The organism is Pseudomonas sp. Irchel s3h14, assembly GCF_900187425.1.
GTDB lineage: Bacteria > Pseudomonadota > Gammaproteobacteria > Pseudomonadales > Pseudomonadaceae > Aquipseudomonas.
This window is the reverse complement of record NZ_FYDJ01000007.1, coordinates 77,545-99,174: the sequence shown is the minus strand read 5'-3', so window position 1 is coordinate 99,174 and position 21,630 is coordinate 77,545. Positions and strand designations below refer to the sequence as shown.

21 protein-coding genes are annotated in these 21,630 nt (G+C 57.4%); 15 read left to right on the top strand and 6 right to left on the bottom strand.

The features are described 5' to 3' along the window. Positions 1-6 precede the first annotated feature (6 nt). From CKW16_RS15705 to CKW16_RS15680, 6 genes are read left to right on the top strand one after another with little or no spacing between them, the layout of a single operon-like run. Positions 7-420 (top strand): TIGR03750 family conjugal transfer protein, encoded by a 414-nt coding sequence (locus CKW16_RS15705; protein ID WP_095129167.1) that lies wholly within the window; start codon positions 7-9, stop codon positions 418-420. Beyond that, positions 417-1,058, top strand: a complete 642-nt coding sequence (locus CKW16_RS15700; RefSeq protein ID WP_095129166.1) for a PFL_4703 family integrating conjugative element protein — start codon at positions 417-419, stop codon at positions 1,056-1,058. Before CKW16_RS15705 ends, CKW16_RS15700 begins: the two co-directional genes overlap by 4 nt. After that, entirely contained in the window at positions 1,055-1,867 is an 813-nt protein-coding gene (locus CKW16_RS15695) for a TIGR03749 family integrating conjugative element protein (RefSeq protein ID WP_095129165.1), read from the top strand. The genes CKW16_RS15700 and CKW16_RS15695 overlap by 4 nt, the downstream gene beginning before the upstream one ends. Beyond that, a complete protein-coding gene (locus CKW16_RS15690) occupies positions 1,857-3,374 on the top strand; it encodes a TIGR03752 family integrating conjugative element protein (protein ID WP_095129164.1) in 1,518 nt (505 codons plus the stop codon). The genes CKW16_RS15695 and CKW16_RS15690 overlap by 11 nt, the downstream gene beginning before the upstream one ends. Beyond that, positions 3,337-3,753: a TIGR03751 family conjugal transfer lipoprotein gene (locus CKW16_RS15685; RefSeq protein ID WP_095129163.1), complete on the top strand. Its 417-nt coding sequence runs from the start codon at positions 3,337-3,339 to the stop codon at positions 3,751-3,753. The genes CKW16_RS15690 and CKW16_RS15685 overlap by 38 nt, the downstream gene beginning before the upstream one ends. Beyond that, positions 3,753-6,506, top strand: a complete 2,754-nt coding sequence (locus CKW16_RS15680; RefSeq protein WP_095129162.1) for a conjugative transfer ATPase — start codon at positions 3,753-3,755, stop codon at positions 6,504-6,506. The genes CKW16_RS15685 and CKW16_RS15680 overlap by 1 nt, the downstream gene beginning before the upstream one ends. A 41-nt stretch (positions 6,507-6,547) precedes the next feature. Here CKW16_RS15680 and CKW16_RS15675 read toward each other — a convergent pair whose 3' ends face one another. Continuing rightward, a complete protein-coding gene (locus tag CKW16_RS15675; protein WP_095129161.1) occupies positions 6,548-6,805 on the bottom strand; it encodes a LasR-specific antiactivator QslA in 258 nt (85 codons plus the stop codon). A 169-nt stretch (positions 6,806-6,974) separates the two neighbouring features. Here CKW16_RS15675 and CKW16_RS15670 point away from each other — a divergent pair, with 169 nt between their 5' ends. From CKW16_RS15670 to CKW16_RS15650, 5 genes are all read left to right on the top strand, one after another. After that, complete coding sequence (locus tag CKW16_RS15670; protein ID WP_095129160.1) at positions 6,975-7,229, top strand: helix-turn-helix domain-containing protein; 255 nt, start codon at positions 6,975-6,977, stop codon at positions 7,227-7,229. Between the two features lie 105 nt (positions 7,230-7,334). Next, complete coding sequence (locus CKW16_RS15665) at positions 7,335-8,291, top strand: TIGR03756 family integrating conjugative element protein (RefSeq protein WP_095129159.1); 957 nt, start codon at positions 7,335-7,337, stop codon at positions 8,289-8,291. Next, positions 8,288-9,670, top strand: a complete 1,383-nt coding sequence (locus tag CKW16_RS15660; protein ID WP_095129158.1) for an integrating conjugative element protein — start codon at positions 8,288-8,290, stop codon at positions 9,668-9,670. The genes CKW16_RS15665 and CKW16_RS15660 overlap by 4 nt, the downstream gene beginning before the upstream one ends. A gap of 3 nt (positions 9,671-9,673) precedes the next feature. Then, positions 9,674-9,982 (top strand): hypothetical protein, encoded by a 309-nt coding sequence (locus tag CKW16_RS15655; RefSeq protein WP_095129157.1) that lies wholly within the window; start codon positions 9,674-9,676, stop codon positions 9,980-9,982. 10 nt (positions 9,983-9,992) lie between these two features. Next, positions 9,993-11,537: a conjugal transfer protein TraG N-terminal domain-containing protein gene (locus CKW16_RS15650; protein WP_095129156.1), complete on the top strand. Its 1,545-nt coding sequence runs from the start codon at positions 9,993-9,995 to the stop codon at positions 11,535-11,537. A 10-nt stretch (positions 11,538-11,547) separates the two neighbouring features. Here CKW16_RS15650 and CKW16_RS15645 read toward each other — a convergent pair whose 3' ends face one another. After that, positions 11,548-11,931, bottom strand: coding sequence for a DUF3742 family protein (locus CKW16_RS15645; protein ID WP_095129155.1), 384 nt, complete (start codon positions 11,929-11,931; stop codon positions 11,548-11,550). A gap of 456 nt (positions 11,932-12,387) precedes the next feature. On the opposite strand from CKW16_RS15645, the gene CKW16_RS15640 reads away from it, so the two are divergent. After that, positions 12,388-12,726, top strand: coding sequence for a hypothetical protein (locus tag CKW16_RS15640; RefSeq protein ID WP_095129154.1), 339 nt, complete (start codon positions 12,388-12,390; stop codon positions 12,724-12,726). A 126-nt stretch (positions 12,727-12,852) separates the two neighbouring features. Further along, complete coding sequence (locus tag CKW16_RS15635) at positions 12,853-13,812, top strand: ArdC family protein (RefSeq protein ID WP_095129153.1); 960 nt, start codon at positions 12,853-12,855, stop codon at positions 13,810-13,812. A 132-nt stretch (positions 13,813-13,944) separates the two neighbouring features. Here the strand turns inward: CKW16_RS15635 and CKW16_RS15630 are convergent, their stop codons facing one another. After that, entirely contained in the window at positions 13,945-14,142 is a 198-nt protein-coding gene (locus CKW16_RS15630; protein WP_032830353.1) for a hypothetical protein, read from the bottom strand. A 224-nt stretch (positions 14,143-14,366) separates the two neighbouring features. On the opposite strand from CKW16_RS15630, the gene mobH reads away from it, so the two are divergent. Beyond that, positions 14,367-16,091: a MobH family relaxase gene (gene mobH, locus CKW16_RS15625; RefSeq protein WP_095129152.1), complete on the top strand. Its 1,725-nt coding sequence runs from the start codon at positions 14,367-14,369 to the stop codon at positions 16,089-16,091. A 17-nt stretch (positions 16,092-16,108) separates the two neighbouring features. On the opposite strand, the gene CKW16_RS15620 is transcribed toward mobH, so the two are convergent. The 3 genes from CKW16_RS15620 to CKW16_RS15610 are packed head-to-tail and all read right to left on the bottom strand — an operon-like array spanning position 16,109 to position 19,727. Further along, positions 16,109-18,016, bottom strand: coding sequence for a hypothetical protein (locus tag CKW16_RS15620; protein ID WP_095129151.1), 1,908 nt, complete (start codon positions 18,014-18,016; stop codon positions 16,109-16,111). Then, entirely contained in the window at positions 18,013-18,561 is a 549-nt protein-coding gene (locus tag CKW16_RS15615; protein ID WP_095129150.1) for a hypothetical protein, read from the bottom strand. The genes CKW16_RS15620 and CKW16_RS15615 overlap by 4 nt, the downstream gene beginning before the upstream one ends. Continuing rightward, positions 18,558-19,727: a dsDNA nuclease domain-containing protein gene (locus tag CKW16_RS15610; RefSeq protein WP_095129149.1), complete on the bottom strand. Its 1,170-nt coding sequence runs from the start codon at positions 19,725-19,727 to the stop codon at positions 18,558-18,560. The genes CKW16_RS15615 and CKW16_RS15610 overlap by 4 nt, the downstream gene beginning before the upstream one ends. Before the next feature lie 377 nt (positions 19,728-20,104). Here CKW16_RS15610 and CKW16_RS15605 point away from each other — a divergent pair, with 377 nt between their 5' ends. Beyond that, positions 20,105-21,571 carry a caspase family protein gene (locus tag CKW16_RS15605; protein WP_095129148.1) on the top strand — a complete coding sequence of 489 codons (1,467 nt, stop codon included), beginning with the start codon at positions 20,105-20,107 and terminating at the stop codon, positions 21,569-21,571. Positions 21,572-21,630: the final 59 nt, after the last annotated feature.

The window sequence follows — 21,630 nt, the reverse complement described above, 5'->3', positions numbered from 1 at the left end:
GTTGACATGAACGACACTATCGAACGCCTTGTCGACGGCACCTTGGTCTTTCTGCCGGAGCGACTCAATCGTGATCCCGCCGTACTGCGCGGGTTGACCAATGATGAGATGTGGATGGCGCTCGGTGCCGGCGCAATCATTGGACTACTGCTGGGCGTTCCTCTGGCGATCGCCACCGCCTCCATTGCCGTAGCGCCGACCAGCATGATCGCAGGCATGACGGTGGTGCTATTTGCCGGTGGCACACTACTGCGTCGGGCCAAACGGGCCCGCCCCGAGACCTGGCTGTACCGCAAACTCGAATGGATACTCGCCAGCCGTTGGCGCCTGGGTCGCGGGAGTTTGATCCTTCACTCCGGCGCCTGGACGGTTCGCCGTTCGCGTCGACTGCACCCAGCCCTGCCCCGGTGGCAGCCATGAGCCGTTTTCGGAACAAGGTCGATGCCCAACAGGCACATATCTTCAGTCTGCGTCTGGCGGTAATGATCCTCGCCCTGGTCTGTGTCGGACTCTGGTATGGCTGGCGCTCGGCACCGACCGATCTGACCGTGCATGTACCACCGGATCTGCGTTCGGGCAGCACTCGCAAGTGGTGGGATATCCCCTCAGAGAATGTCTATGCCTTTGCCCTCTACATCTTTGGCCAACTCAACCGCTGGCCCTCGGATGGCGAGCAGGATTATCGCCGCGCCATCTATGGCTTGCAGTCCTACCTGACCCCCGCCTGCAAGTCCTTCCTCGACGGCGACTACGAGTACCGCAAGGCCGCCGGCGAACTACGCCAGCGGGTGCGTGGTGTCTACGAAATTCTGGGCCGAGGTTACAGCGAAGATCCGGAGCTCAGGGTCAAGCAACTCGACCGCGACAGCTGGCTGGTCAAGCTCGACCTCAACGCCGATGAGTATTACGCCGCCGAACCGGTGAAGCGGGTGGTGGTGCGTTATCCATTACGCGTGGTGCGTTTTGATCTTGATCCCGAACGCAACAAGTGGGGACTGGCACTCGATTGTTATCAGGGCACTCCGCAAAAAATCTCCCTGCCTGGAGGTGAGCCATGAAGCGGATTTCTACCCTGGGACTCACCGTCGTAATGATGCTATGGGGAGTTGCGGCGCAGGCCGTCGAGCTGATGCACTGGGAACGTCTTCCCCTCGCGGTCCCGCTGGTGATCAATCAGGAGCGGGTGGTCTTTGTCGATGAGAATGTTCGCGTCGGTGTGCCCGCATCCCTGACGGGCAAACTGCGTGTGCAATCAACCGGCGGCACGCTGTACCTGCGCGCATCGGAAGCCATTGCACCGACCCGACTGCAACTGCGATCGGTAGCGACGGGCGAGATCATCCTGCTGGATATCGCGGCCACGCTTGGTGATCAACCGCTGGAGCCCGTGCGTATCCTCAAGAATGCTCAGGCGCAGGTTACTGAAGCTGAATCGAGCACCGTCCCTGTTACAGAACGTACACCGATCCCGGTCGCTTTGACGCGTTATGCTGCGCAAAGCCTGTACGCGCCTCTGCGCACCGTGGAGTCGCTGCCCGGTGTACGCCGCGTCCCGCTCAAGCTACGCACCGAACTGCCAAGCCTGCTGCCGATCGAAAACGTGTCCAGCACGCCCATCGCCGCCTGGCGACTCGGTGACTACTGGGTGACGGCGGTGAAGTTGCGCAATCGTGGTTCAGCGAGGGTGCAACTCGATCCGCGTCAGCTTCAGGCCAAGCTGTTCGCCGCTGCTTTCCAGCATGCTTTCCTCGGGCCTGTCGGCAGCGCTGAAGACACCACGATTGCCTACCTCGTCACCCGCGGTGCCGGCCTCGAACACGCCGTGCTGCTTCCGCCCGTTGCGCGAGGTGCTGGCGATGAAGGCTAACGCATTGCTCAAATGGCTGGTACCGGCTGCGCTGCTGGCCGTGGTGTTGATCATCCTAAAAAGCTGGGTCGCGGGTGGCAGCACGCCCTCTCCAGAGCACCCAGTTGATCAGGGCAATATTCAGTTATCCGCCGAGCAAGCCAAGTCGCTCGGCATTGCTGGCGATACCCCACGCGACACCGTCGCCACCCTGGTCGGGCAGGTGAAGGCCATGCGCAGCGACATGCTCGGTTTGAAGAAACACAATGACTCACTGCAGACGGAAAACAACCGCCTGCGCGAACGGGAGAACAGTGTCGATTCGCGCATCCAGACCGCGCTTGGCAGTGTGACCCAGCAAGTTGATGAAGGCCGTCGACAAGCCAACGAGGCCCGGCTCAAAGCAGAACAAGACAGCCGCCAGGCCCGTGGTCTGCTGACGCAATTGCAGGACCAGTTGTCGGGGCTGACCGGCAAAGGTAAGGACATGCCAATCGGATTGGGGCTTGAGCCCGGCGACGGTGCTCAGTTCGAAGGGCAGCATTCTGCCAATGATGCGATGCAGTGGATTGAACCTTCAGATGCTCGGCCCACCGACGCCCGAGACAAAACCAAGACCTCCTCCACATTGAGTCTGCCTACCGCCTTCAACTCACTGGAAGGCTTAAAAGATAACGCGATTGATCGCAGCCAGAAACAGCTACGTGCAGTCACCAAGGGTGAGCGTGACCTGACGCAATCCGTTGATCGTACCGAAGGCGCGAAGCCGGTCTACACCATTCCTGAAAACGCGACATTGATGGGCTCGGTCACCATGACCGCGCTGATCGGCCGCGTCCCGGTGGACGGCACAGTGAATGATCCCTATCCCTTCAAGGTGCTGGTCGGCCCGGAGAACCTGACTGCCAACGGCATCGACCTGCCGGACGTTGCGGGTGCCGTGATGAGCGGCACGGCGTCCGGTGACTGGACCCTGTCTTGCGTACGCGGACAGGTCGAGTCAATCACCTTTGTGTTTATCGATGGCACCATCCGCACGGTCCCTCAGCCGAAGGCGGTAGCCGGTCGCAATGCCTCCACCACCCAGAGCTCGAACACCGACAAGATCCGTGGTGGACTCGGTTACCTGTCCGATCCGTATGGCATTCCGTGCATTGCCGGCGAGCGCCGCTCGAACGCCCGGCAATACCTCGGCAGCCAGAGCTTGATCACCGCGGCCGGCGCGGGTGTCGCCGCCTTACTCGGGGATGAGCAGAACAACAGCAGCGTGATCAGCTCGGGCGGCAGTACCTTCGGAGTCACCAACAGCAGTGGCAATAGTGCACTGAATTCAATTCTCAGTGGTGGGGTCAGCGACATCCGCGAGTGGGTCAACAAACTCTATGGCGAAGCCTTTGCTGCCGTGTACGTGCCACCGGCCGCCCAAGTCGCACTGCACCTCGACCATGAGATCACCATCGACTACGAGCCCAAGGGCCGGAGCGTTCGCCATGAAAAAGACCCTGTCTCCCTGCCTGATCTGGATTAGTGTGTTCTGCTGGGTCCTGACGGGGTGTTCCACCGACAAGGACACGCTGCTGCCCCATGGCGAGCAAACAATGCTGGACATATGGAACGGCGCCGGTTCGCAAGGCACTCAGCAGCAACTGTTGGAGGCTCGGCAACAGTTACGCCGCCCGCTGGCTCAGGCAGATGTCTCCGCGGCTCTCCAGGAACCGTACACGCGCACAGCGGCGAACGAGATCCATAACCTGTTCCCGCGCCTGCCCAATCCCGATCTGGTGCTGTACGTGTATCCGCATTTGAGTGGTACCGAGCAGGCACCGGTGCCGGGTTACTCGACCGTCTTTCCGTTCTACCAACGGGTGCAGTACGCATTGCCGGGTGAACGTCAGGAAGACTTGTAGTGCGTAGCGGCGACTCGGGCAACCGCACTGCCGCGTGGAGAGCCTGGCGCCACCCATTACGCCCTCGCGCCACCTTGGCCGATGACGCTGCACTCTATGCGCATAACCCCAGCTTCACCGATCACCTGCCGTGGGTCGAATACCTCGACACCGAGCAGTGTTTTCTGCTGGATGACAATCGTTCGGTGGGGGCGGTGTTCGAGTTACTGCCCATCGGCACCGAAGGGCGCGAACCCGATTGGCTGATGGCAGCCCGCGATGCCCTCGAGGATGCTCTGCAGGATAGCTTTGACGAGCTGGATCAAGCACCTTGGGTGGCGCAGTTTTTCTGCCAGGACGACAACGACTTCACCCCCTACCTGACCCGGCTCACCGATTATATCCAGGACAGCGCGCGAGGCACGGTCTTCACCGAGGCGTATTTGGAGCTTAGCCGCCGTCATCTGAAGGCCATCGCCAAGCCCGGTGGTCTGTTTGAGGATAAAGTGGTGACGCGCCTGCCCTGGCGTGGCAATAACCGTCGGGTGCGCCTGGTGGTCTATCGCTGGCTCGAGTCTGGCGATGAGGAGACGGGACTCAGCCCAGTGCAATCCCTGCATCAGGCTTGCGAACGTATTGCGGCTTCGTTGCAGGCATGCGGGGTGCAATCGAGGCGAGTCGATGGCCGAGGTCTGTATGCCTGGCTGCTGCCCTGGTTCAATCCGGCCCCCACGCTCACCGATGAAGCACCCGAGGAGTTCTACCGCCGCGTAGTCTATCCGGAGCCGGGCGATGGCGAGTCGCTGGAACTGCCCTTCGATCACGACTTTGCCGAGCGGCTGTTCTTCAACGAACCGCGCTCGGATGTGCAATGCGGACTCTGGTTTTTCGACGATCAGCCCCACCGGGTGATGATGGTGGACAAACTGCGGCGGGCACCCTTGATTGGCCAACTCACCGGCGAAACCCATAAGGGCGATGCGATGAACGCACTGTTCGACCAGTTACCCGAAGGTACGGTGATGAGTCTGACCTTGGTGGTCAAACCGCAGGATGTACTTGAGGAGCAGTTGAACCGCCTGGCCCGCAAGGCCATCGGTGAAAACCTGGCCTCGACCCAGACCCGTCAGGATGTCGAAGAGGCTCGCGCGATCATCGGCCGCCAGCACAAGCTGTACCGGGGCACCCTGGCGTTTTACGTGCGCGGTCACGATGAGCAGCAATTGCACCAGCGCTCGGTCAGCCTGGCCAACGCGCTGCTGGGTGCGGGGTTGCAACCGGTACGCGAAGGCGATGAAGTCGCCGCCTGCAACAGTTACCTGCGTTGGCTACCGATGGCTTACAACCCGGCCCGCGACACGCGCAACTGGTACACGCGGCTGATGTTCGCCCAGCACCTGGCGAACCTGGTTCCGGTGTGGGGTCGCAGCACCGGCACCGGCCACCCGGGCATCACCCTGTTCAATCGGGGTGGCTCGCCGTTGAGTTTTGATCCGTTATCACGCCGGGACCGAGCCATGAATGGTCATCTGCTGTTGTTCGGCCCTACCGGCGCCGGCAAGTCGGCCACTCTGGTCACCCTACTGATGCAAGTCATGGCGGTGTACCGCCCTCGCCTGTTTATCGTCGAGGCCGGCAACTCATTCGGCTTGCAGGGCGACTACTTCGCGACACAGGGCCTGTCGGTCAACAAGGTCCAATTGAAACCTGGCGCCTCGGTCAGTCTCGCACCGTTCGCCGATGCTTGGCGCCTGGTCGAGCAGCCGGATCAGGTAGCGAGTCTGTCGATCGATGAGCTGGACGATGAGGTGGTAACCAGTCGCGAAGACCAGCGCGATGTTCTCGGCGAACTGGAAATCACCGCCCGCCTGATGATCACCGGCGGCGAGGCCAAGGAAGAGGCGCGCCTGAGTCGAGCCGATCGCAGCTTGATCCGCGAGTGCATTCTCGATGCGGCGCAAACGTGTGTCGCGGCGTGTCGCCAGGTACTGACCCGCAACGTGCGCGACGCCTTGCTGCGCGTCGCCGCCGACCCGCACCTGCCGGAGAAGCGTCGCGAGCGTGCCCAAGAAATGGGTGAGTCCATCGACCTTTTTTGCCAAGGTTTCGAGGGTGAACTGTTCGATCGCGAGGGCACGCCTTGGCCCGAGAGCGATGTGACCATTGTCGACCTGGCCACCTATGCTCGCGAAGGCTACGAAGCCCAGATGTCCATTAGCTACATCAGCCTGATGAACACCGTGAACAACCTTGCCGAGCGCGACCAGTACCTGGGTCGACCGATCATCATGGTCACCGACGAGGGCCATATCATCACCAAGAACCCGCTGCTGGCGCCATTCGTGGTCAAGGGCACGAAGATGTGGCGCAAGCTCGGTGCCTGGTTCTGGCTCGCCACACAGAACCTGGCCGACTTCCCCACGGCCGCGCAGACCATGCTCAACATGATCGAATGGTGGATTTGCTTGAACATGCCACCGGCGGAAATCGAAGAAATCGCTCGCTTCAAGAAACTCACGCCGGCACAGAAAGCCTTGTTGCTCTCCGCCAGCAAGGAGCCGGGCAAATACACCGAGGGGGTCGTGCTGTCGAAAAAACTCGAAACGCTGTTTCGCGCCGTGCCGCCCAGTCTTTATCTCGCCCTGGCCATGACAGAGCCCGAGGAAAAAGCCGAGCGCTGGACACTGATGCAAGAGAATGGCTGCTCAGAGTTGGAAGCGGCTTACCGGGTAGCCGAACGGATCGATAGAGCGCGAGGAATAGAACCTGCATAGGGAAATCTATTCAGGTATCGCGCTCTAGAGCGAGGGATAGGTTATTGCGATGCGCCTCGAACCCGCTGCTGAATCCTCAACAGGAATCCGGCTTCAAAAGCATCTTGACAGTCGCCAACAGGAAACGTCTTGCGGGTTTGCGCCAGTTCCCACCACAGGGGAATCTCGCCGGGCGTATCAAGCCAAGCCTGAGCACATTGCACGCCACGTTCGATCATCGAGGCAAACTCGTTGCCCCAAGGTGTCAGAAGACTTGGGCAACCATCCGCCGCAGGAATTGAAATGTAGTTTTCGTCCATACACACCCTAGATTTCTGATTTATTGTTAGATGTTGGGCCCAGCTTCGAAAAGCTTAACGAAGCCAAATGAACGCTCGATAACAGGCATGAGCATCAAATGGCCTAGATCAGTGCCAATGTAGACTATATCCCGTGGATTGAGAGTCCCTCAAGGCGCAATTTGCGCGCATGACTCAAGACTACGAACAGCTTCGTCTGCAGCTGGCGGAAAACATCCGCTTGATGCGACGCGTAAAAAACCTCACCCAAGAGCAGCTGGCGCTCATGGCCGAGGTGGATCGCACGTACGTCAGTCAAATCGAACGATGCACGGGCAATCCGTCGCTGTTGGTCCTGTGCAAGCTCGCCAATATTTTCGAAATTACCGCAGATCAACTACTTACACAGCCGGACATCCTGCGCAGCTCGCTTCACGTCAAATAATAGTCTCACGTCTCGCAAATCCGATACATCCACCTTCATTTTTTCCACTGACAGTCTTCAGTCCGTAACCGAACCTGCCCAGGCCATACACCGAGAGCCTGGATCATGCCTGTTGCCTGCTCGTCAATCCCGCCCACAAAGCTACGGCCTTTGGCGCTAAGCATCCTGCTGGCGTGCGGTCCAAGCATGGCGCTGGACACCGCCAGCATCACGTCCTCCGTGCTTTCTCCAAACTGTCTCGAATACAGGGTCGTCGGCATTTGTTTCTGGCTCCTCTGCACGCCCTTCGGCTGCAAGGTCAAAACCTCGACCAAGGTTCGTCATTTCATTCCTGAACTGGTGGTCTCGAGCTACGCCACCACCGGCAACAATCCCTGGGGCGCGATGGCCACCCTCTCTTTCCCCATCAGCGGTGCGGACGGTGGCGGCAACCTGATCACACCCAACACCCGCCGCGACAACTTACCCCGCTTCAAGAACGTTGATGGCATCGGCCACCCCGGTGGCTGGATCGCAACGGAACTGGCTTCGCAATCAGGCTACGCCTGCGCCAGCGGCGCTACTGAGTTCATGCCCTACTACCTGAGCACCTTGGATTCATTGGCCTGGCGTCATGGCATTCCGGAAAGTCTCTATCCCGAGTCGCTCATGCCGGGGATCCGTGAAATTGGTCGTCAGGCTTCGGGAAACATGTGGGGCAACGTCTATCCCCGCCAAGGCTTTCTGGTACAGCCCGACGACTTCAAGGCGGCCGCGGTCATGGCGCAACGGGCCGGCGATGTGATTACCCGTAATGGACAGCCGCATGTATATGTACCGCTGACACCCACCCCACGCGACGGCTACTGGCCACCTGGTCCGATCTTTGAAAACGACGCTTCGACCCACAAATGGCAATTGCTTTACCCCCAGGTTCAACCGACTTGCGCCATCTTCCCCAGCGATCCGGTACCGGGCGCAGATGGCGGCTACGCCTGGTCGTTGTGGCGGCCCTATAGCTGTTGCAAACGTGAGGGGCAGACCTTCCTGTTCAGCATCGACTTCGAAGGAGGTGCTTCATGAGCCGGTTTCTCGCGCGCCCCTGGTTGGGCGTGATGAGTCTGTTGCTCTACGGGCTACTCGCTATGGCCACTCATGCCCACGCCGCCGAGGGCGATTACCGCCTGGGCACTCAAGGCGAAGTGCTCGATGACCGAGTGATGTACACCATCGGTGGTGGCTCGGCAGTGGGCTCACCGAGCTCGCTCTACCGACCCAGTGGTCTCGGTGTCGGCGGGTCCTGGCGAGCGAACATGATGTGCGGGAACATGAGCCTCACTAATACCCTGCAAAACCAGCTGAACGGTGTCACCGAAGGTTTCCAGCAGATCATGGGCAGCATCGTGCAGAACGCGACCCAGGCGGTGATGTCGCTGCCAGCATTGATCATTCAGCGCGCCAACCCCGGACTCTATGAGTTGCTGAGTAACGGGGTGATGCAGGGGCGTATCGACTTCGATCGTTCCAAATTGACCTGCCAGGCCATGGCCGAGAAGATGGCGGACAAGGTCGGTCAAGCCGGCTGGGGCGCGCTGGCCAAGAACCAGGAAATGCAGGGCAATCTGGAGCAAACCGGCGGTGATGCTGTGGCCGCGGTGAAAAACACCGAGGCCCGTAACGGCAGCAATGGGGTGTCCTGGGTCGGTGGCCAGAAGGCTGGAGGTAGTGGGCAGCCCCCCATCCGGGTGACTTCCGACGTAGTGCGAGCAGGCTACAACCTGCTGCATAACCGGTCGGTGGATGACAGCGCCTCGATCAGTAGCAGCGACTGCTTAGGCGGGGCTATTTGCCAGACTTGGACCTCGCCCCAAGAGGGTTCCGACTGGGCCGTTCGGGTGTTGGGCGAGAGTGAAGTCGCGACCTGCGACAGCTGCGAAACTCTGCGTGCGACCGCTGGCAGCGGACTGACGCCGCTGATCCAGGAGGCCTATAACGAGCGCCTCAAGACCCTGCAAGGGCTGTTGTCTGGCTCTCTGCCGCCTACCCCTGACAACTTGGCGAAAGCCTCCAGCCCGATGCTGCCGGTGACCCGTGGTGTGGTCGAAGCCCTGCGTGACGACCCCGATCAGGATCTGTTGGCGCGGCGCCTGGCCAGTGAGACGGCCTTGTCCAGTGTGCTCGACAAAGCGTTGCTGCTACTGCGCACCCTGCTGGCGGGCAGTCACGAACCGAACATCGCCTCAGCCGAGCCGGCACAGAGCGCCTTGACGAAAAACATCGACACCCTGGAGCGCGAAATACGCCTGCTGCAGACCGAACTGCAGGTCCGGCAGATGCTGGCCACCAACACCGCCAGCCTGGTGCTCGACCGGCATGCCGGTGGTGCCGACGCATCGCGTACCGTCGAGCAAGGCGACCCCGAGCCTGGTCGACTCAATGATGCTGACGCCAGGCGCAAGTGAGCCATGAAACGCTCACCGCTATTCACTTTGCTTTCGAGTCTGGGGATTGCCGCGGTGATGGTCCTGACCGCCGCACTGGTCGCATGGATCGGCCGCACTGCGCTGGGTAGTTTCGAGGTCTGGCAGCAGGCATTCGAATCCGTACGGCCCTATCTGCGGTGGTGGCGTGCCCTGCTCTACAGCACCCTCTTTGCGCTCTGGTGGGACCTGTTTCGCCACTACCGACATCGACCACAGGAGCGACTGCGCGTGCAGCGCATCGGGACATTAGGGCTCGTGCTCTTTACCTGTGTCGAACTCACCCGACTGTGAGGTCACCACCATGCTCATGAGCACCAACAGCTACCTGGAGTTTTACCTCTCCCTGCTGGCTTGGATCATCAACAACGGCCTCTGGAGCGTCCTGTCCGACACTGGACTGTTCGCCGCCCCCTTTGGCGCAATCGTTTTGCAAGAATGGTTGTCGGCCCGTCAGCAAGGCGCGGATGAAGGCAACAAGGGACTGCTCTCGGTGCCGAGGATCGAGAACCGATTGTGGCTGGCCTACATCGTCGTGTTGTTCGGCTGCGCGCCGGTCTTTCCGTTGAGCCTCTCGTCAATGACGTTCGATGATGCGGCGAGTCAGCGTTGCGGCGTGAGTGTGGCCAAACCGACGGAAACTGCCTGGGGGACGACCTTCAATACTATCGGCGAACGCTCCGCCAACGTACCGATCTGGTGGTTTCTGGTGCATGCTTTAAGCAAAGGTGTGACCGCGGCGGCCACGGCTACCATCCCCTGCGCACCGGATATCCGGCAGATGCGCATGGAGATCGACAGTTCGCGCATCGACAGCCAGGTACTGCTGCAGGAAGTCGCCGACTTCACCCGCGACTGCTATGGCTATTCCCGTTCTCGGCTGTTCACCAACCGCCCGCAGTTGAATAAGGCACAAAGTTTTGATGCGTCCTGGATCGGCTCAAGCTATTTTCTCGATACGCCCGGCTACTACGATACGGATCGTTCACGCACGCCGCGCGTCAACTGGCCCTATGATGAAAACCGCGATGTCTCCTTACCTCGGTTAGAAAATGGCGCGGGCTACCCCACCTGCAAGCAGTGGTGGAGCGACAGCGGTGTCGGCTTGCGCGGGCGGTTGATCCAGCAGGTTGATCCCTCTCTGCTGACTCAGCTGAAAGGTTGGCTGACTGGCCGCTCGAGCAACGAGATCGAGGATGCCACCCTGCGCGAACTGGTCAGTCCGCGCCAGCAATCGATGTCCATGTCGCCCGGACAGGTGTACCAGGACTATGGCTCTAGCGCTCGTGGCGGCTCGATCAATCAGGGGCTCAATAACCTGGCCACCAACACTGGGTTGGCCCTCGGCTCCTTCAGCAACTTCCCGGCGATGAATGCGCTACGCGCCGCTCTGCCAATGGTGCAGGCCTTCCTGATCATGGGCGTCATCATCAGCTTGCCGTTGATCCTGTTGGTCAGTACTTACCAGCTGAAAACCGTCATGACGGTGACGTTCGCGCTGTTCACGCTGCATATGCTGAGTTTCTGGTGGGAACTCGCCCGCTGGGTCGACTCCAGCATGCTCGATACGCTGTACAACCAGGTTTCGGCGTCCAATCAAGTGTTGTTATCGCTGCCCACATCCGGGTTTATGGATGGGACGGTCACGGCGCAGGTAATTGAGTATGTGATGGGGGCGATGTTCATCGTGCTGCCAATGGTCTTTCTAGCCGCAATGAGTTGGGCCGGATATAGCGTAGGTTCCATAGCAGAAGGCATGCTAGGAAAAGGGACACTCAGTGCACAAAATGCGGGGTCGAAAGGTACTGATGCTCTGATCTCCGCAGGTACTTCAATCAGAAAAAGCTAACGACAACCCACTAATGCTCGTCCAGGTCAGGTTGTCCCGGTGCACGATTGAGTTCGTACTCGCCATAAGGATCGCCGAATGCCTGAGCCCCGTAAAAGTCCTTTGAGGCGTTGGGTGGGCGATGGACGATTACCCAATACAAACCCATTAGAGTCATCAACGACAGGAACAGCCAAAAACTTACAAAAAGCAACGCTCCCACCATAATGAACTTGGCGATCAGAAAGCTCCCGCGAACGAGTAAATTACCCGCAGGCATACCTGCCGTCACCGCACGCTCAGCCAGGTGGGACTCAAACGCTTTCAATTTGCGATAACCACGCTTTACCGACATGCCACAGGCGTACGCCCAGCGGTGGGCACGTGAATTCTGAACAGGGCTCTGAGTCGGCATGTTCTCGCCCTCTTCTGAGCGTTTTCATGATTGAGACAGGAGTAACAGCCTACTACTGAAAACTGTCCGTGCTTGACCGTCTATCAGCTTGCCCAGCCAAAAAATCTTCACTGGAAGACAAAAGACGAACATCGGGACACAGCTTCTCTTCGGAGGTTGACCCGTATAAATCGCTCCGCTAAATACAAGGTACGGATCGCTGTTTTCGACAGCACCCTGCCTAGGTAGCCAGAGCCTTCAAGGCTACGTCACTTTGGTGATGGTTCTCCCCAAGTGCGATTAGCGTTCGGTAGCTCGCACGGTCACCGTTTCTAAGGTGATGAACGCCTACTGCTCTTCTGAGCGTCTTTCGAGCTCCGCTCGCCAGGCAAACCTTCTTGTTTTTCTTCAACCCACTGCGGGGAAATTCTTTCCCCCACGGGACAGGTTTCTTCGCGCTTTCAACGGAGGCACACCATGTCCGACTCACTGACACTGGAAGCACTGAACACCCTTCGGTTGCCCATTGTGTTCACGCCTGGTGCTTGGCAACGCGCAGTACTGCTCGAGTGCTCAGGTCATCCTGAGAAGCTGCAAGTCGATCGGCTGAGCCACGTATTGCGCGCAGCCTTCGAGACTCACCTGGCCTCTCCACACGAGCCCTATGTAATGTTCGAGGTAGTACACATTCAACCAACAGATCACTTAGACCACGACCTGTTGCTGCAATTGAGTCTCAGCCTACTCCAAGAACCGGGTCAGCCTGGCGCCTTGCTGATAGCGCTTGCCGAAGAGGCCAACGCTAAACGCAGATAACCGTAGTCGGCTCTCAAATCCACATTCGGACAGCATGCAAGACCTGCATCAACCCACCCATCACCCAATCGGGGAACCCTCCCCGACGGGCAAGGCGTTCCTCCGTTTTCTCTCGAGGAAAATGCCATGCGCGATATCTACCAAGACGTGACTGACAAGATCGTTACCGCTTTGGATCAAGGCGTTGCCCCCTGGATCAAACCCTGGTCCTCAAGTGGCTCCGCTTACATCGGTCATCAACCCTACGCCATCAACGCAATCACGCATCGTCCCTATTCGGGGATCAATTTACCGTTGCTCTGGGCCGAGGCCAGGTTGCAGGGGTTCACTCAAGATCGTTGGCTGACCTTCAACCAAGCCAAAAAAGCCGGTGGGCACATCCGTAAGGGTGAGCAAAGTGCCCTAGCAGTGCTCTACAAGCCGATGGAGCGCGAGGAACAGACGGAGTCAGGCCAACCCGTACTCGATGAAAACGGTCAGCCCAAGGTAGCTCACTTCGGTATTCTCAGGACGCATTTTCTGTTCAACATAGAGCAAACGGAGGGGCTCGAAATGCTCAATGAAACCCTGCTCGAGACGGAACAGAGTGATCCCTTCCAGCCCAACAGCGCTGCGGAAAACCTGCTGTTAAGTTCGGGTGCACACATCGTTCATCGATCTGCAGATGAAGCCTTTTACCATCCGATCAGGGATCTCATCCAACTGCCGACAAAAGCGCAATTTCACGATGAAGGTGGGTACTACGCCACCGCACTGCACGAGCTGACGCACTGGACCGGGCATCGCACTCGGTTGCAGCGCGAAGGCGTGACGTCAGTCTGTCCGTTTGGCTCGCCAGGCTACGCGTTTGAGGAGTTGATCGCCGAAATGGGCGCTGCGTTTTTATGTGCCTACTCCGGTATACAGGGAGAGCTTCGGCACGAGGGCTACATCGACTCCTGGCTCGCTCTGCTCAAGGCAGACAAGCGCGCGATCTTTCGTGCCAGTGGTCACGCCCGAAGCGCCTCGGAGTATGTACTCAACTTGGAGCAGCAACTGAAGCAAGCGGTCATGGATGACTCGCCTTGCATGAACGATGGAGCTTAATCGATACCTCACCGTTGCAAACGCTTCAAAGGGCCTGACACGAGTTGGGCCCTTTTTTACGCTCAGCAGAAAGGCTCCATGCCGCGGGACTCTGACGCAAAGAACAAGAGAGGCGCGCACACCAGCAGCCTGTCATTCCGCATCCAGGTTCTGCGCCAGAAAATCCACCAGCTCGAGTGGTCTCCGGCTGTCGATCACCTTGTAGATCAGATCGCGCTTACTGCGCGGCAACTTCTTGACCACGCTCTTCGCCGAGGCCCTGACGGCTTCGTCTGTCCCATGGATACGTGCCGCAAGGAGCAGCACCAGCGTGGCGTCAGTCAGATTCATGGCAAGCCCCGAGAAAATTCGCACCGCAGTGTACCGACTCTTGTCTTTTTCGTACCAGCCCTCCAACAAAACGATGTCGAGCAGTATCCATATTCCGATTGCGGCACAAAGGGACACGAGCCAAAAGGACGGGTAAGGGTTGGAAGGGAATGGGGACTCAAGGGTAAGAGCCCTACCCGAAAAGGCTAAAAGGCCACTGACCCAGCCACTTCCCGGAGGTCACGATGCTCGGTCTGTTTCGCCACAAAAGGCAGAAGCCCCCTCCACCACCGACCGTGAGCGCCACCGAAGGTTACCTGCCCATCGAGTCGGCCCACAGTTTGTTAGCCGCGGAGCACCGCCGCCAGTTGCTCGATCGCATCTGGCAGTACACCGCCCTCTCCCACGCGCAGTTCATCCAGCTCTATTTAAATCCGATTCATCGCTACGCCGAGCAGGTCCAGCAACTCCCGGCCAGCGAGACGCACCACCATGCTTATCTTGGCGGCATGCTCGACCATGGACTGGAACTGGTCGCTTGCAGTTTGAAACTGCGTCAGTCGTATCTACTTCCCACCGGCGCCGCGCCCGAAGACCAAGCCGCCCAGACCGATGCCTGGTCGGCGGGTATTGCTTATGGTGCCCTGCTGCATGATATAGGCAAGATCGCCGTGGACCTGCTGGTCGAACGCCAGGATGGCCGTCTTTGGCATCCTTGGCAGGGCCCGCTGGATCAGCCCTACCGCTTTCGCTACCTCAAAGGTCGCGACTATCACCTGCACGGCGCCGCCGCAGGCTTGCTCTACACCCAAGTTCTCGACCGTCCAATCTTGGACTGGCTCAGTGGATTTCCGTCACTCTGGGCCAGCCTGCTGTATGTCCTGGCGGGCCAGTACGAGCGCGCCGGCGTGCTGGGCGAATTGGTGATTCAGGCCGACCGCGTCTCCACTGCGCAGAACATCGGCGGCAATCCAAGCAAAGCGCTACAAGCACCGATTCACTCGCTGCAACATCACTTGATCAGCGGACTGCGTCATCTGATTCAACACGAACTAAAACTCAACCAGCCGGGTGCTGCGGGTTGGTTGACTCAAGACGCGCTGTGGCTGGTCAGCAAGACGGTCACGGACAAGCTGCGAGCCTATCTGCTGTCGCAATCGATTGAGGGCATTCCCACGTCCAATATCGCGGTGTTCGATGAGCTGCAGTCGCATGGATTGGTTGAGTCCACGTCGGAAGGCAAAGCTATCTGGACTGCACAAGTGACACATGGAGACTGGCAGCAGACCTTCACCTTTCTGCGCCTTCAACCGACGTTGATCTGGGGGAACGAAAACCGGCCTGAGGCTTTCAGCGGAACGGTGAGCACTGCAGTCGATGACCACCTGACTGACGCTCCGGTATCACCACCAGCGTCCAAGGTAGGCGGAACAGGATCGCATCAAAACCAATCGCTAGAAGATCCTATGGCCAAAGAGGAGGCCGACTACCTCGGAACGTTGCTGGATATGTTCGAAATGGGAGAACCCGTGGTGCGTTATACGCCGTCAGAAAATGCTCTCGAAGTCTCAAGCCCCCCTTCGGACAACCCAGGTCAGGTTTTCCTGAATTGGATCAAGGGAGGCATCCAGAGCCACAAGCTGATAATCAACGACAGCAAGGCTAAAATCCACACAGTGAGCGGTACTGTGTTTCTGGTAACGCCAGGTCTCTTCCAGCGCTACGTTCGGGAGTTTCCAGGCATCGCCAAAGGTATAGATCAAGAGATTGAAGAGTGGCGTTGGGTCCAGAAGCAGTTTGAAAAAATGAAGGTCCACAGGAAGCGAGGCAACGGCCTAAACATCTGGGCATGCCAAGTGCAGGGCGCTAGGAAGAGAACCACCTTAAAGGGGTACTTGATTGAGGACCCGAAGATTTTTTTTGAATTGATACCACCCGACAATCCTTTTCTTAAAATCGCAGAACCTTAATACATGGTATGAGGGCGTCATCCGACGTAAGGCTTGGTGAGTTTGTTGCTATGAACGCCTTCTAGGCCTTGGAAGGAAGCACCCGTGATGATGACTTGTGCTCCCGAATAAGCTTCTTGGCGCAAGAGGTCGATGAAAGGTTGAACGATAAAGTTCTCTTTGTCCTCGACCGACTCTCCCAAAAAGTCTCCGGGGAGGTCGATAATCGTCAAGCCAGGGTAGTGGTACCCAGGCGTGGCACTTAGCGAGAGAAGACCGTAGTGGTACGACATCAGGAAGTACAAAGTGTCCGTCCCGCCCAGGGCAGAGTTCCACCGTCTGGCGCCAACCTTGATGCTGAAGCTTGACCGGGAAAGATTCACGTCTGGTGCGCTGTGACGCCAGACTTTGGGTTTTAGGGCATTAAGTGAGTTCAAGTAAGTAGACATACCTGCCGCGAGCATTTCTTCGCCATGACTAAAATCCGTCGTACGCATCTTTGCATCGACCTGATCCTGTAGCGGCTCAATGGTAGTTTCCATCTCTTGGATCTGCGCGGTCAGTTGCTCACCCAACTCGAGCGCCCCTTTGAGACGCTGGACTTGGCGCTGCCGCTCGTTTAGCTCACCCATGGACATGTCAATTGCGCGTAGATCCTCGTTGACCAGGGCGGAAACCGCTTGCCTTGCAGGCGCAAGCTCCGTCTCTGCAGCCTTGAGTTGCTCATTGAGTGTCTCGTGCCTACGGGCAAGTCTTATTGCCTCGCGTTCCAAAATATCGAGTAAGCTTTCCGCTTCGTGCAACTCACCGGTGAGCCGATCGTTCTCGAACTGCAGGCGTGCAGCGCCCATGCCCTCAACCATCGGGTCGCTCGGCAGATGCTGATGGCACAGATGGCAGCTAATATCGGCGACAGCTTGAGCGGCGACGGGCTGATCACATGCGGGGCAATGCGTGACTTTCAAGTCGGCAAATACTGCGCCTGCATCTTCTGCACGATGCAGCCGAGCCAGCTCATTCTTTAGATCGTCGTGGTAGCGCTGCATTTCCTCAAGGCGCTCATTCGTCGCCTTGGCCTGGATAAACAGCTCCTCCCGTTCGATGATGAGAGTGGCCCTTTTTTCGCTCAATACGTCGATGCGAGCACGCGACTCGGTCGCAACAACTTTATCCCTCCCTTCCGTGAGCGTCCTGTCGCGCTGGACGTGCAGGTCGTCGAGTTTCCCAATGATGCGCTCTTCTGCCAGTCGGACCATTTCTGAATTTACTGTGAGATTGAGGCCTTCAGCTGTCAAAAGATCACCGGCGAGCTCACTAAGCGTGGCGCCATACTGCTCACGACGCGCTTTGAGTCGCTCCGCAGTGAGCTTCATCTCTACCAATTTTCCATACTCGTCGGTATAGATATGCTCGGCGAGCCCGAGAAACTGCAGCATGCAGGCATGCTGCTCCGCGTCGATCTGCTGATCCGCGATCCCACCCCAGAATCGCTGCTGACGATACATGTGGCGCAATAGCATGCGGAAGCTGAGCTCAGGCCACGTTTGGCCCGAGAAGGGATTGCCCTTCGGGAAGTGCAACAACGGAATGCCCAATTTATCGAGCAACACATGCTGAAAATCGCGAGGTGACAGCGGCTCGCCATCAACGAATACTTTGCTTTTGCTACCGGGCTCTTTCCAGCGCCTCTCAACATTCAGCGTGTGTTCGCCTATTACAAGCTCGGCGCTGATTGCATCATATTTCTCGTAGAGCTGTTCATCGAACGTGGACTCAAAGGAAGATGGATCGCCCAACAGATGGTCAAGCATCTGCAGCCACTTTGTTTTGCCCGTGTTGGGCTGGCCAATAAGTAGATTGACGCCTGGCTGGAAAGTTAGCGCTTCCGTGGCGCCGGTAGTGAGCCGTCGAGACAATCGCGCGATCGAAAGGTAGGGGCCGCTCATGCCTCGATCACCTCGCCGAGGCGACGCTGTCCAACTTCTTCATCAAAGACTTTGTAAATCATCTGTTTGAGCGAGGAGCCGCTGCGAGCGCCAAAAGCGCGCTTGACGTCCTTCATACGAACCACAATTGGCTCGAAGGATGGAAGACTGAGCAAACGTTTCACTCGACCTTGCCCGAGTTCGGTCAGGGCGATTTGATATGAGTTCTTCTCTTTAGTCACCGAAATCAATCCCTTTGCTTCCAGATTTGCTAGCACGTGATAGTAGCGCTTGTCCCATGGACCATAGTGATGCCGCACCATGGCTGATTCGACAGCGTGGTCGCTCCTTACTGTTCCGACCGACTGATCGCGTGCGACATTGAAGAAGTCTGGGTATCTAACGAAAAAGTCTAGCTTTGCCATCTTAGTCAAACCGTCAATTCGCCCTGCGGTTCCACATAGCTTCAAGAGCAGCAGCAGTCTTGCCATATGGAATTCAATGACGTCGTCGGCCGCTAGCGGCAAGCTCACTGGACGGCTACCCAAGCGTTCGAGAGACTTCATCGGAGTGGTCTTCCAAATCGGTGCAGGCATCGATCTGTGATGTCGTACAAACATCCCTGTAAGAAGGCCGAACGATCCTGCTCACCGTCAGGCCGTGCTTCGTTCACTTCGTCGAGGCGGTCCAAGCACAGAGAAAGGAATTCCACCCCGTCGATATCCAGGTGTCCGGCAGAATATCGTGCTCGCAAACGCATCATTTCCGACTTAACCCGCTGTTGGAGCGCAGCCGTTTCGTCCGCCTCCATGTAACGAGGGGTTCTCATCAGCGCGGCATAGTCTCGCCTCAACTCAACAGCAAGCGCTATCATCTCGCCACCGGCACCGATTTCATCGAGCTTGTGTGAGAGCTTGCCCCCACCGGGCGCCGAGGCTCCGTCGCGAATTTCTGCCGTACGCCGCTCCCACCAAGTGCAAACTTCAGCGCGCGCGATGATCTTCTTGTCACGATCAGGAATCCATCGCGCCTCTCCAGCCCGTTTTGCCCATTCCCGTAATTCTGTAAGCAACACTTGAGCTTGTTCAGGAAGTAAACAACGACCATCGAGAGCAGATAGTTCGATCAATTTGATCAGATTTGCATTGGCGATGTTGCTTTGGTCATTACGTATGTCCCAGACGCAATTTTCAATCCAAAACTGTGTGTCGTTGCCCTTCGGCGACTTGGCATCAGGGTGGTACTCGCAAATTGCGGCCCGCAGCGCAGCTACTGCATTCCCATCTGACTCTCGTCCGAGCGAGCCGAGCGGATATGTCAAAACGCGAAGTAAAGGCGCCACAGGCCGATGGGTGACCAGCCGGAAGAGAGATGGTAGATCGTGCCGGTCACGAGCTAGCGAAACCTCAAAAATCGAAGTCCCTAAGCCCTTCTTACGAGTACAAAGATTGGCTACGGACCAAAGCTGGTCCAGCTGGTTACCTTTGACCTGAACAAACTCGGCATAAAGAACCCCTTCGATGCATCGAACTACTAGGATGTCATCGTGCGATTCGCAATGAACCTTTACGATAGCTGAAGAGCGCAGCATCTCAATGAGAAAGCCAACAGCAACTTCGTCCTGATAGCTGAAGCCAGCTCTGGCAATTGGCCCCCCCTCTTCTTGTGGAGGGATTTCTTCGATAGATGGCCAGACAATGGGCCCATGCAGGGTATCGTCAATGACGGTCATCAATTCTTTCCAATTTTTTTCCCTTCCCTGGATGCCGCTCGATAAGTTTCGAAAACTTAGCGTTTGGGGGCCGCTTCGGACGTATAGGAGTGTGCCTGTGTGAGGGCCAGACTCGCAAGCGGTTGGCCGCTGAAAAGAAAGGCATGCGGTTCTGGCGAACTGCCCATCCTGTTCTCCGACTCAGCAGAAGACCGATCCGATGCGGGGATCTAATGATGAACCGCCCGAAGAAGGGGGACGCATCGGAGCGCCCTCTGACGTCCAAATCGTGGCTCAAAACTAAAGCGGATCAATTGTTAGAGACAGATTGATTACGAGCATAAATCCCACTTTAATAGCGAGTAACCATCTAACGCCTACAGGATGTACACGATTTTATGAAGCGGGTCGCTTTGGTTATTGGTAACGCTGCCTATCCGGAAAAACCTCTCACGAATCCCTGTCATGACGCTGAGGACATCGCCACCGTCTTGCGTCACTACGGCTTTGATGTCCTCGAATGCCGAGACGGGAGTTACCAAAACATGGAGCAGGCCCTGCGCGATTTTCGCGGCGAGCTTTACCTTGCGGACGTTGGGCTTTTTTTCTTTGCAGGTCACGGGCTACAGATCGACGGCAGGAACTACCTACTCGCGACTGACACCCGCACTGGAGACGAAATCGACGTCAAGCATTCTTCCATGAATCTCGATTACGTCATCGACTCTATGGAGAGAGCTGGCACCAATACCAATCTAATAATCCTGGACGCCTGCCGCAATAACCCTTGGGAGCGACGCTGGGAAAGATCGTTCGGTTCCAGAGGCCTAGCTTCGGTTTATGTGCCACAAGGCACCCTGATCGCATTCGCCACCTCACCTGGCCAAACTGCTGACGATGGGAAGGATCAAAGAAACGGTCGGTACACCAATGCACTCCTACAACACATTGGTGCACCCGACTGCACGATCGAGGCCATGTTCAAGCGGGTGCGTAACACGCTAAGTGTAGCGACCAACGGAAAGCAAATTTCTTGGGAGCACACCTCACTGGCCTCAGAGTTTTTCTTCAATCGCAGTATTGGAGTGCGTATAGACAGCTACAGTCCCTCAGCCTTGAGGGATGCGCTGCTAGAGCTCGATAACTCGCTGGCTTCCCATGAAATCATCCGGAACCTTAAGGTTTATACATGGAGCGTGCAGAATTCTGCACTGACCCAGCTGACGCCCGAGACCTCCCGAAAATTTCGCAAAGACAATCTGTTTGTAATCGGGCGAAATATCTATCAAGCAGCTTGCGGTCAAGCACGTGAGGCGACCCATTTCATAGATAATTTCCCCTCAAAAATGAGGGAGTTAGTTGAGATAAAGAGAAAAGCACTGCTGGACGGCATGCTTTTCGAAGTTTTTTTCGACAGCAATGGCGACCTGCGCAAGTCCGCCAAGGATCGATGCTTCAATCGGCTTTTTGACCTTCAGCGCTTTGAATCGACCACGCCTAGCTTTCAATTCATCGCAGAATGCCTCCTCCCCCACGCGCCTCGCTTCCATGTGCTACCCGGAAAACCGGGTGAAGTGTCTGTTGACGTTGTTCTGGAGGCTCGAGATCAGCCAGATTGCCCATTCGTGGCGCGAATCTGCTTAGCATCGGATAACCTACTTCACCCCGACGAAGACTATGAAGATGAGGAAGAGAGTGGGCCCGAGCGCTTCAGGCTATATTCCATACAGGACTTCGAGGAGCGTATTTCGACCCAGTTGCTGATCCCGGGCCACCTGCTCTCTTTCACCTACACCGGGGCATCACGGAGACCTACGCATTTAAACTCCCCATTACATTGGACTGTGCGCAAACGAGCAAACTGAGCGCTACACTTCGAATTCGAGCACCCGAATGAAGCGCTCCATGAAAATCTTAATGGCCC

Bases quoted from the DNA above. Each gene is read 5' to 3' on its own strand.
- CKW16_RS15705 (WP_095129167.1), top strand. From the start codon at position 7: ATGAACGACACTATCGAACGCCTTGTCGACGGCACCTTGGTCTTTCTG.
- CKW16_RS15700 (WP_095129166.1), top strand. From the start codon at position 417: ATGAGCCGTTTTCGGAACAAGGTCGATGCCCAACAGGCACATATCTTC.
- CKW16_RS15695 (WP_095129165.1), top strand. From the start codon at position 1,055: ATGAAGCGGATTTCTACCCTGGGACTCACCGTCGTAATGATGCTATGG.
- CKW16_RS15690 (WP_095129164.1), top strand. From the start codon at position 1,857: ATGAAGGCTAACGCATTGCTCAAATGGCTGGTACCGGCTGCGCTGCTG.
- CKW16_RS15685 (WP_095129163.1), top strand. From the start codon at position 3,337: ATGAAAAAGACCCTGTCTCCCTGCCTGATCTGGATTAGTGTGTTCTGC.
- CKW16_RS15675 (WP_095129161.1), bottom strand. From the start codon at position 6,805: ATGGACGAAAACTACATTTCAATTCCTGCGGCGGATGGTTGCCCAAGT.
- CKW16_RS15670 (WP_095129160.1), top strand. From the start codon at position 6,975: ATGACTCAAGACTACGAACAGCTTCGTCTGCAGCTGGCGGAAAACATC.
- CKW16_RS15665 (WP_095129159.1), top strand. From the start codon at position 7,335: ATGCCTGTTGCCTGCTCGTCAATCCCGCCCACAAAGCTACGGCCTTTG.
- CKW16_RS15660 (WP_095129158.1), top strand. From the start codon at position 8,288: ATGAGCCGGTTTCTCGCGCGCCCCTGGTTGGGCGTGATGAGTCTGTTG.
- CKW16_RS15655 (WP_095129157.1), top strand. From the start codon at position 9,674: ATGAAACGCTCACCGCTATTCACTTTGCTTTCGAGTCTGGGGATTGCC.
- CKW16_RS15650 (WP_095129156.1), top strand. From the start codon at position 9,993: ATGCTCATGAGCACCAACAGCTACCTGGAGTTTTACCTCTCCCTGCTG.
- CKW16_RS15645 (WP_095129155.1), bottom strand. From the start codon at position 11,931: ATGCCGACTCAGAGCCCTGTTCAGAATTCACGTGCCCACCGCTGGGCG.
- CKW16_RS15640 (WP_095129154.1), top strand. From the start codon at position 12,388: ATGTCCGACTCACTGACACTGGAAGCACTGAACACCCTTCGGTTGCCC.
- CKW16_RS15635 (WP_095129153.1), top strand. From the start codon at position 12,853: ATGCGCGATATCTACCAAGACGTGACTGACAAGATCGTTACCGCTTTG.
- CKW16_RS15630 (WP_032830353.1), bottom strand. From the start codon at position 14,142: ATGAATCTGACTGACGCCACGCTGGTGCTGCTCCTTGCGGCACGTATC.
- mobH (WP_095129152.1), top strand. From the start codon at position 14,367: ATGCTCGGTCTGTTTCGCCACAAAAGGCAGAAGCCCCCTCCACCACCG.
- CKW16_RS15620 (WP_095129151.1), bottom strand. From the start codon at position 18,016: ATGAGCGGCCCCTACCTTTCGATCGCGCGATTGTCTCGACGGCTCACT.
- CKW16_RS15615 (WP_095129150.1), bottom strand. From the start codon at position 18,561: ATGAAGTCTCTCGAACGCTTGGGTAGCCGTCCAGTGAGCTTGCCGCTA.
- CKW16_RS15610 (WP_095129149.1), bottom strand. From the start codon at position 19,727: ATGACCGTCATTGACGATACCCTGCATGGGCCCATTGTCTGGCCATCT.
- CKW16_RS15605 (WP_095129148.1), top strand. From the start codon at position 20,105: ATGAAGCGGGTCGCTTTGGTTATTGGTAACGCTGCCTATCCGGAAAAA.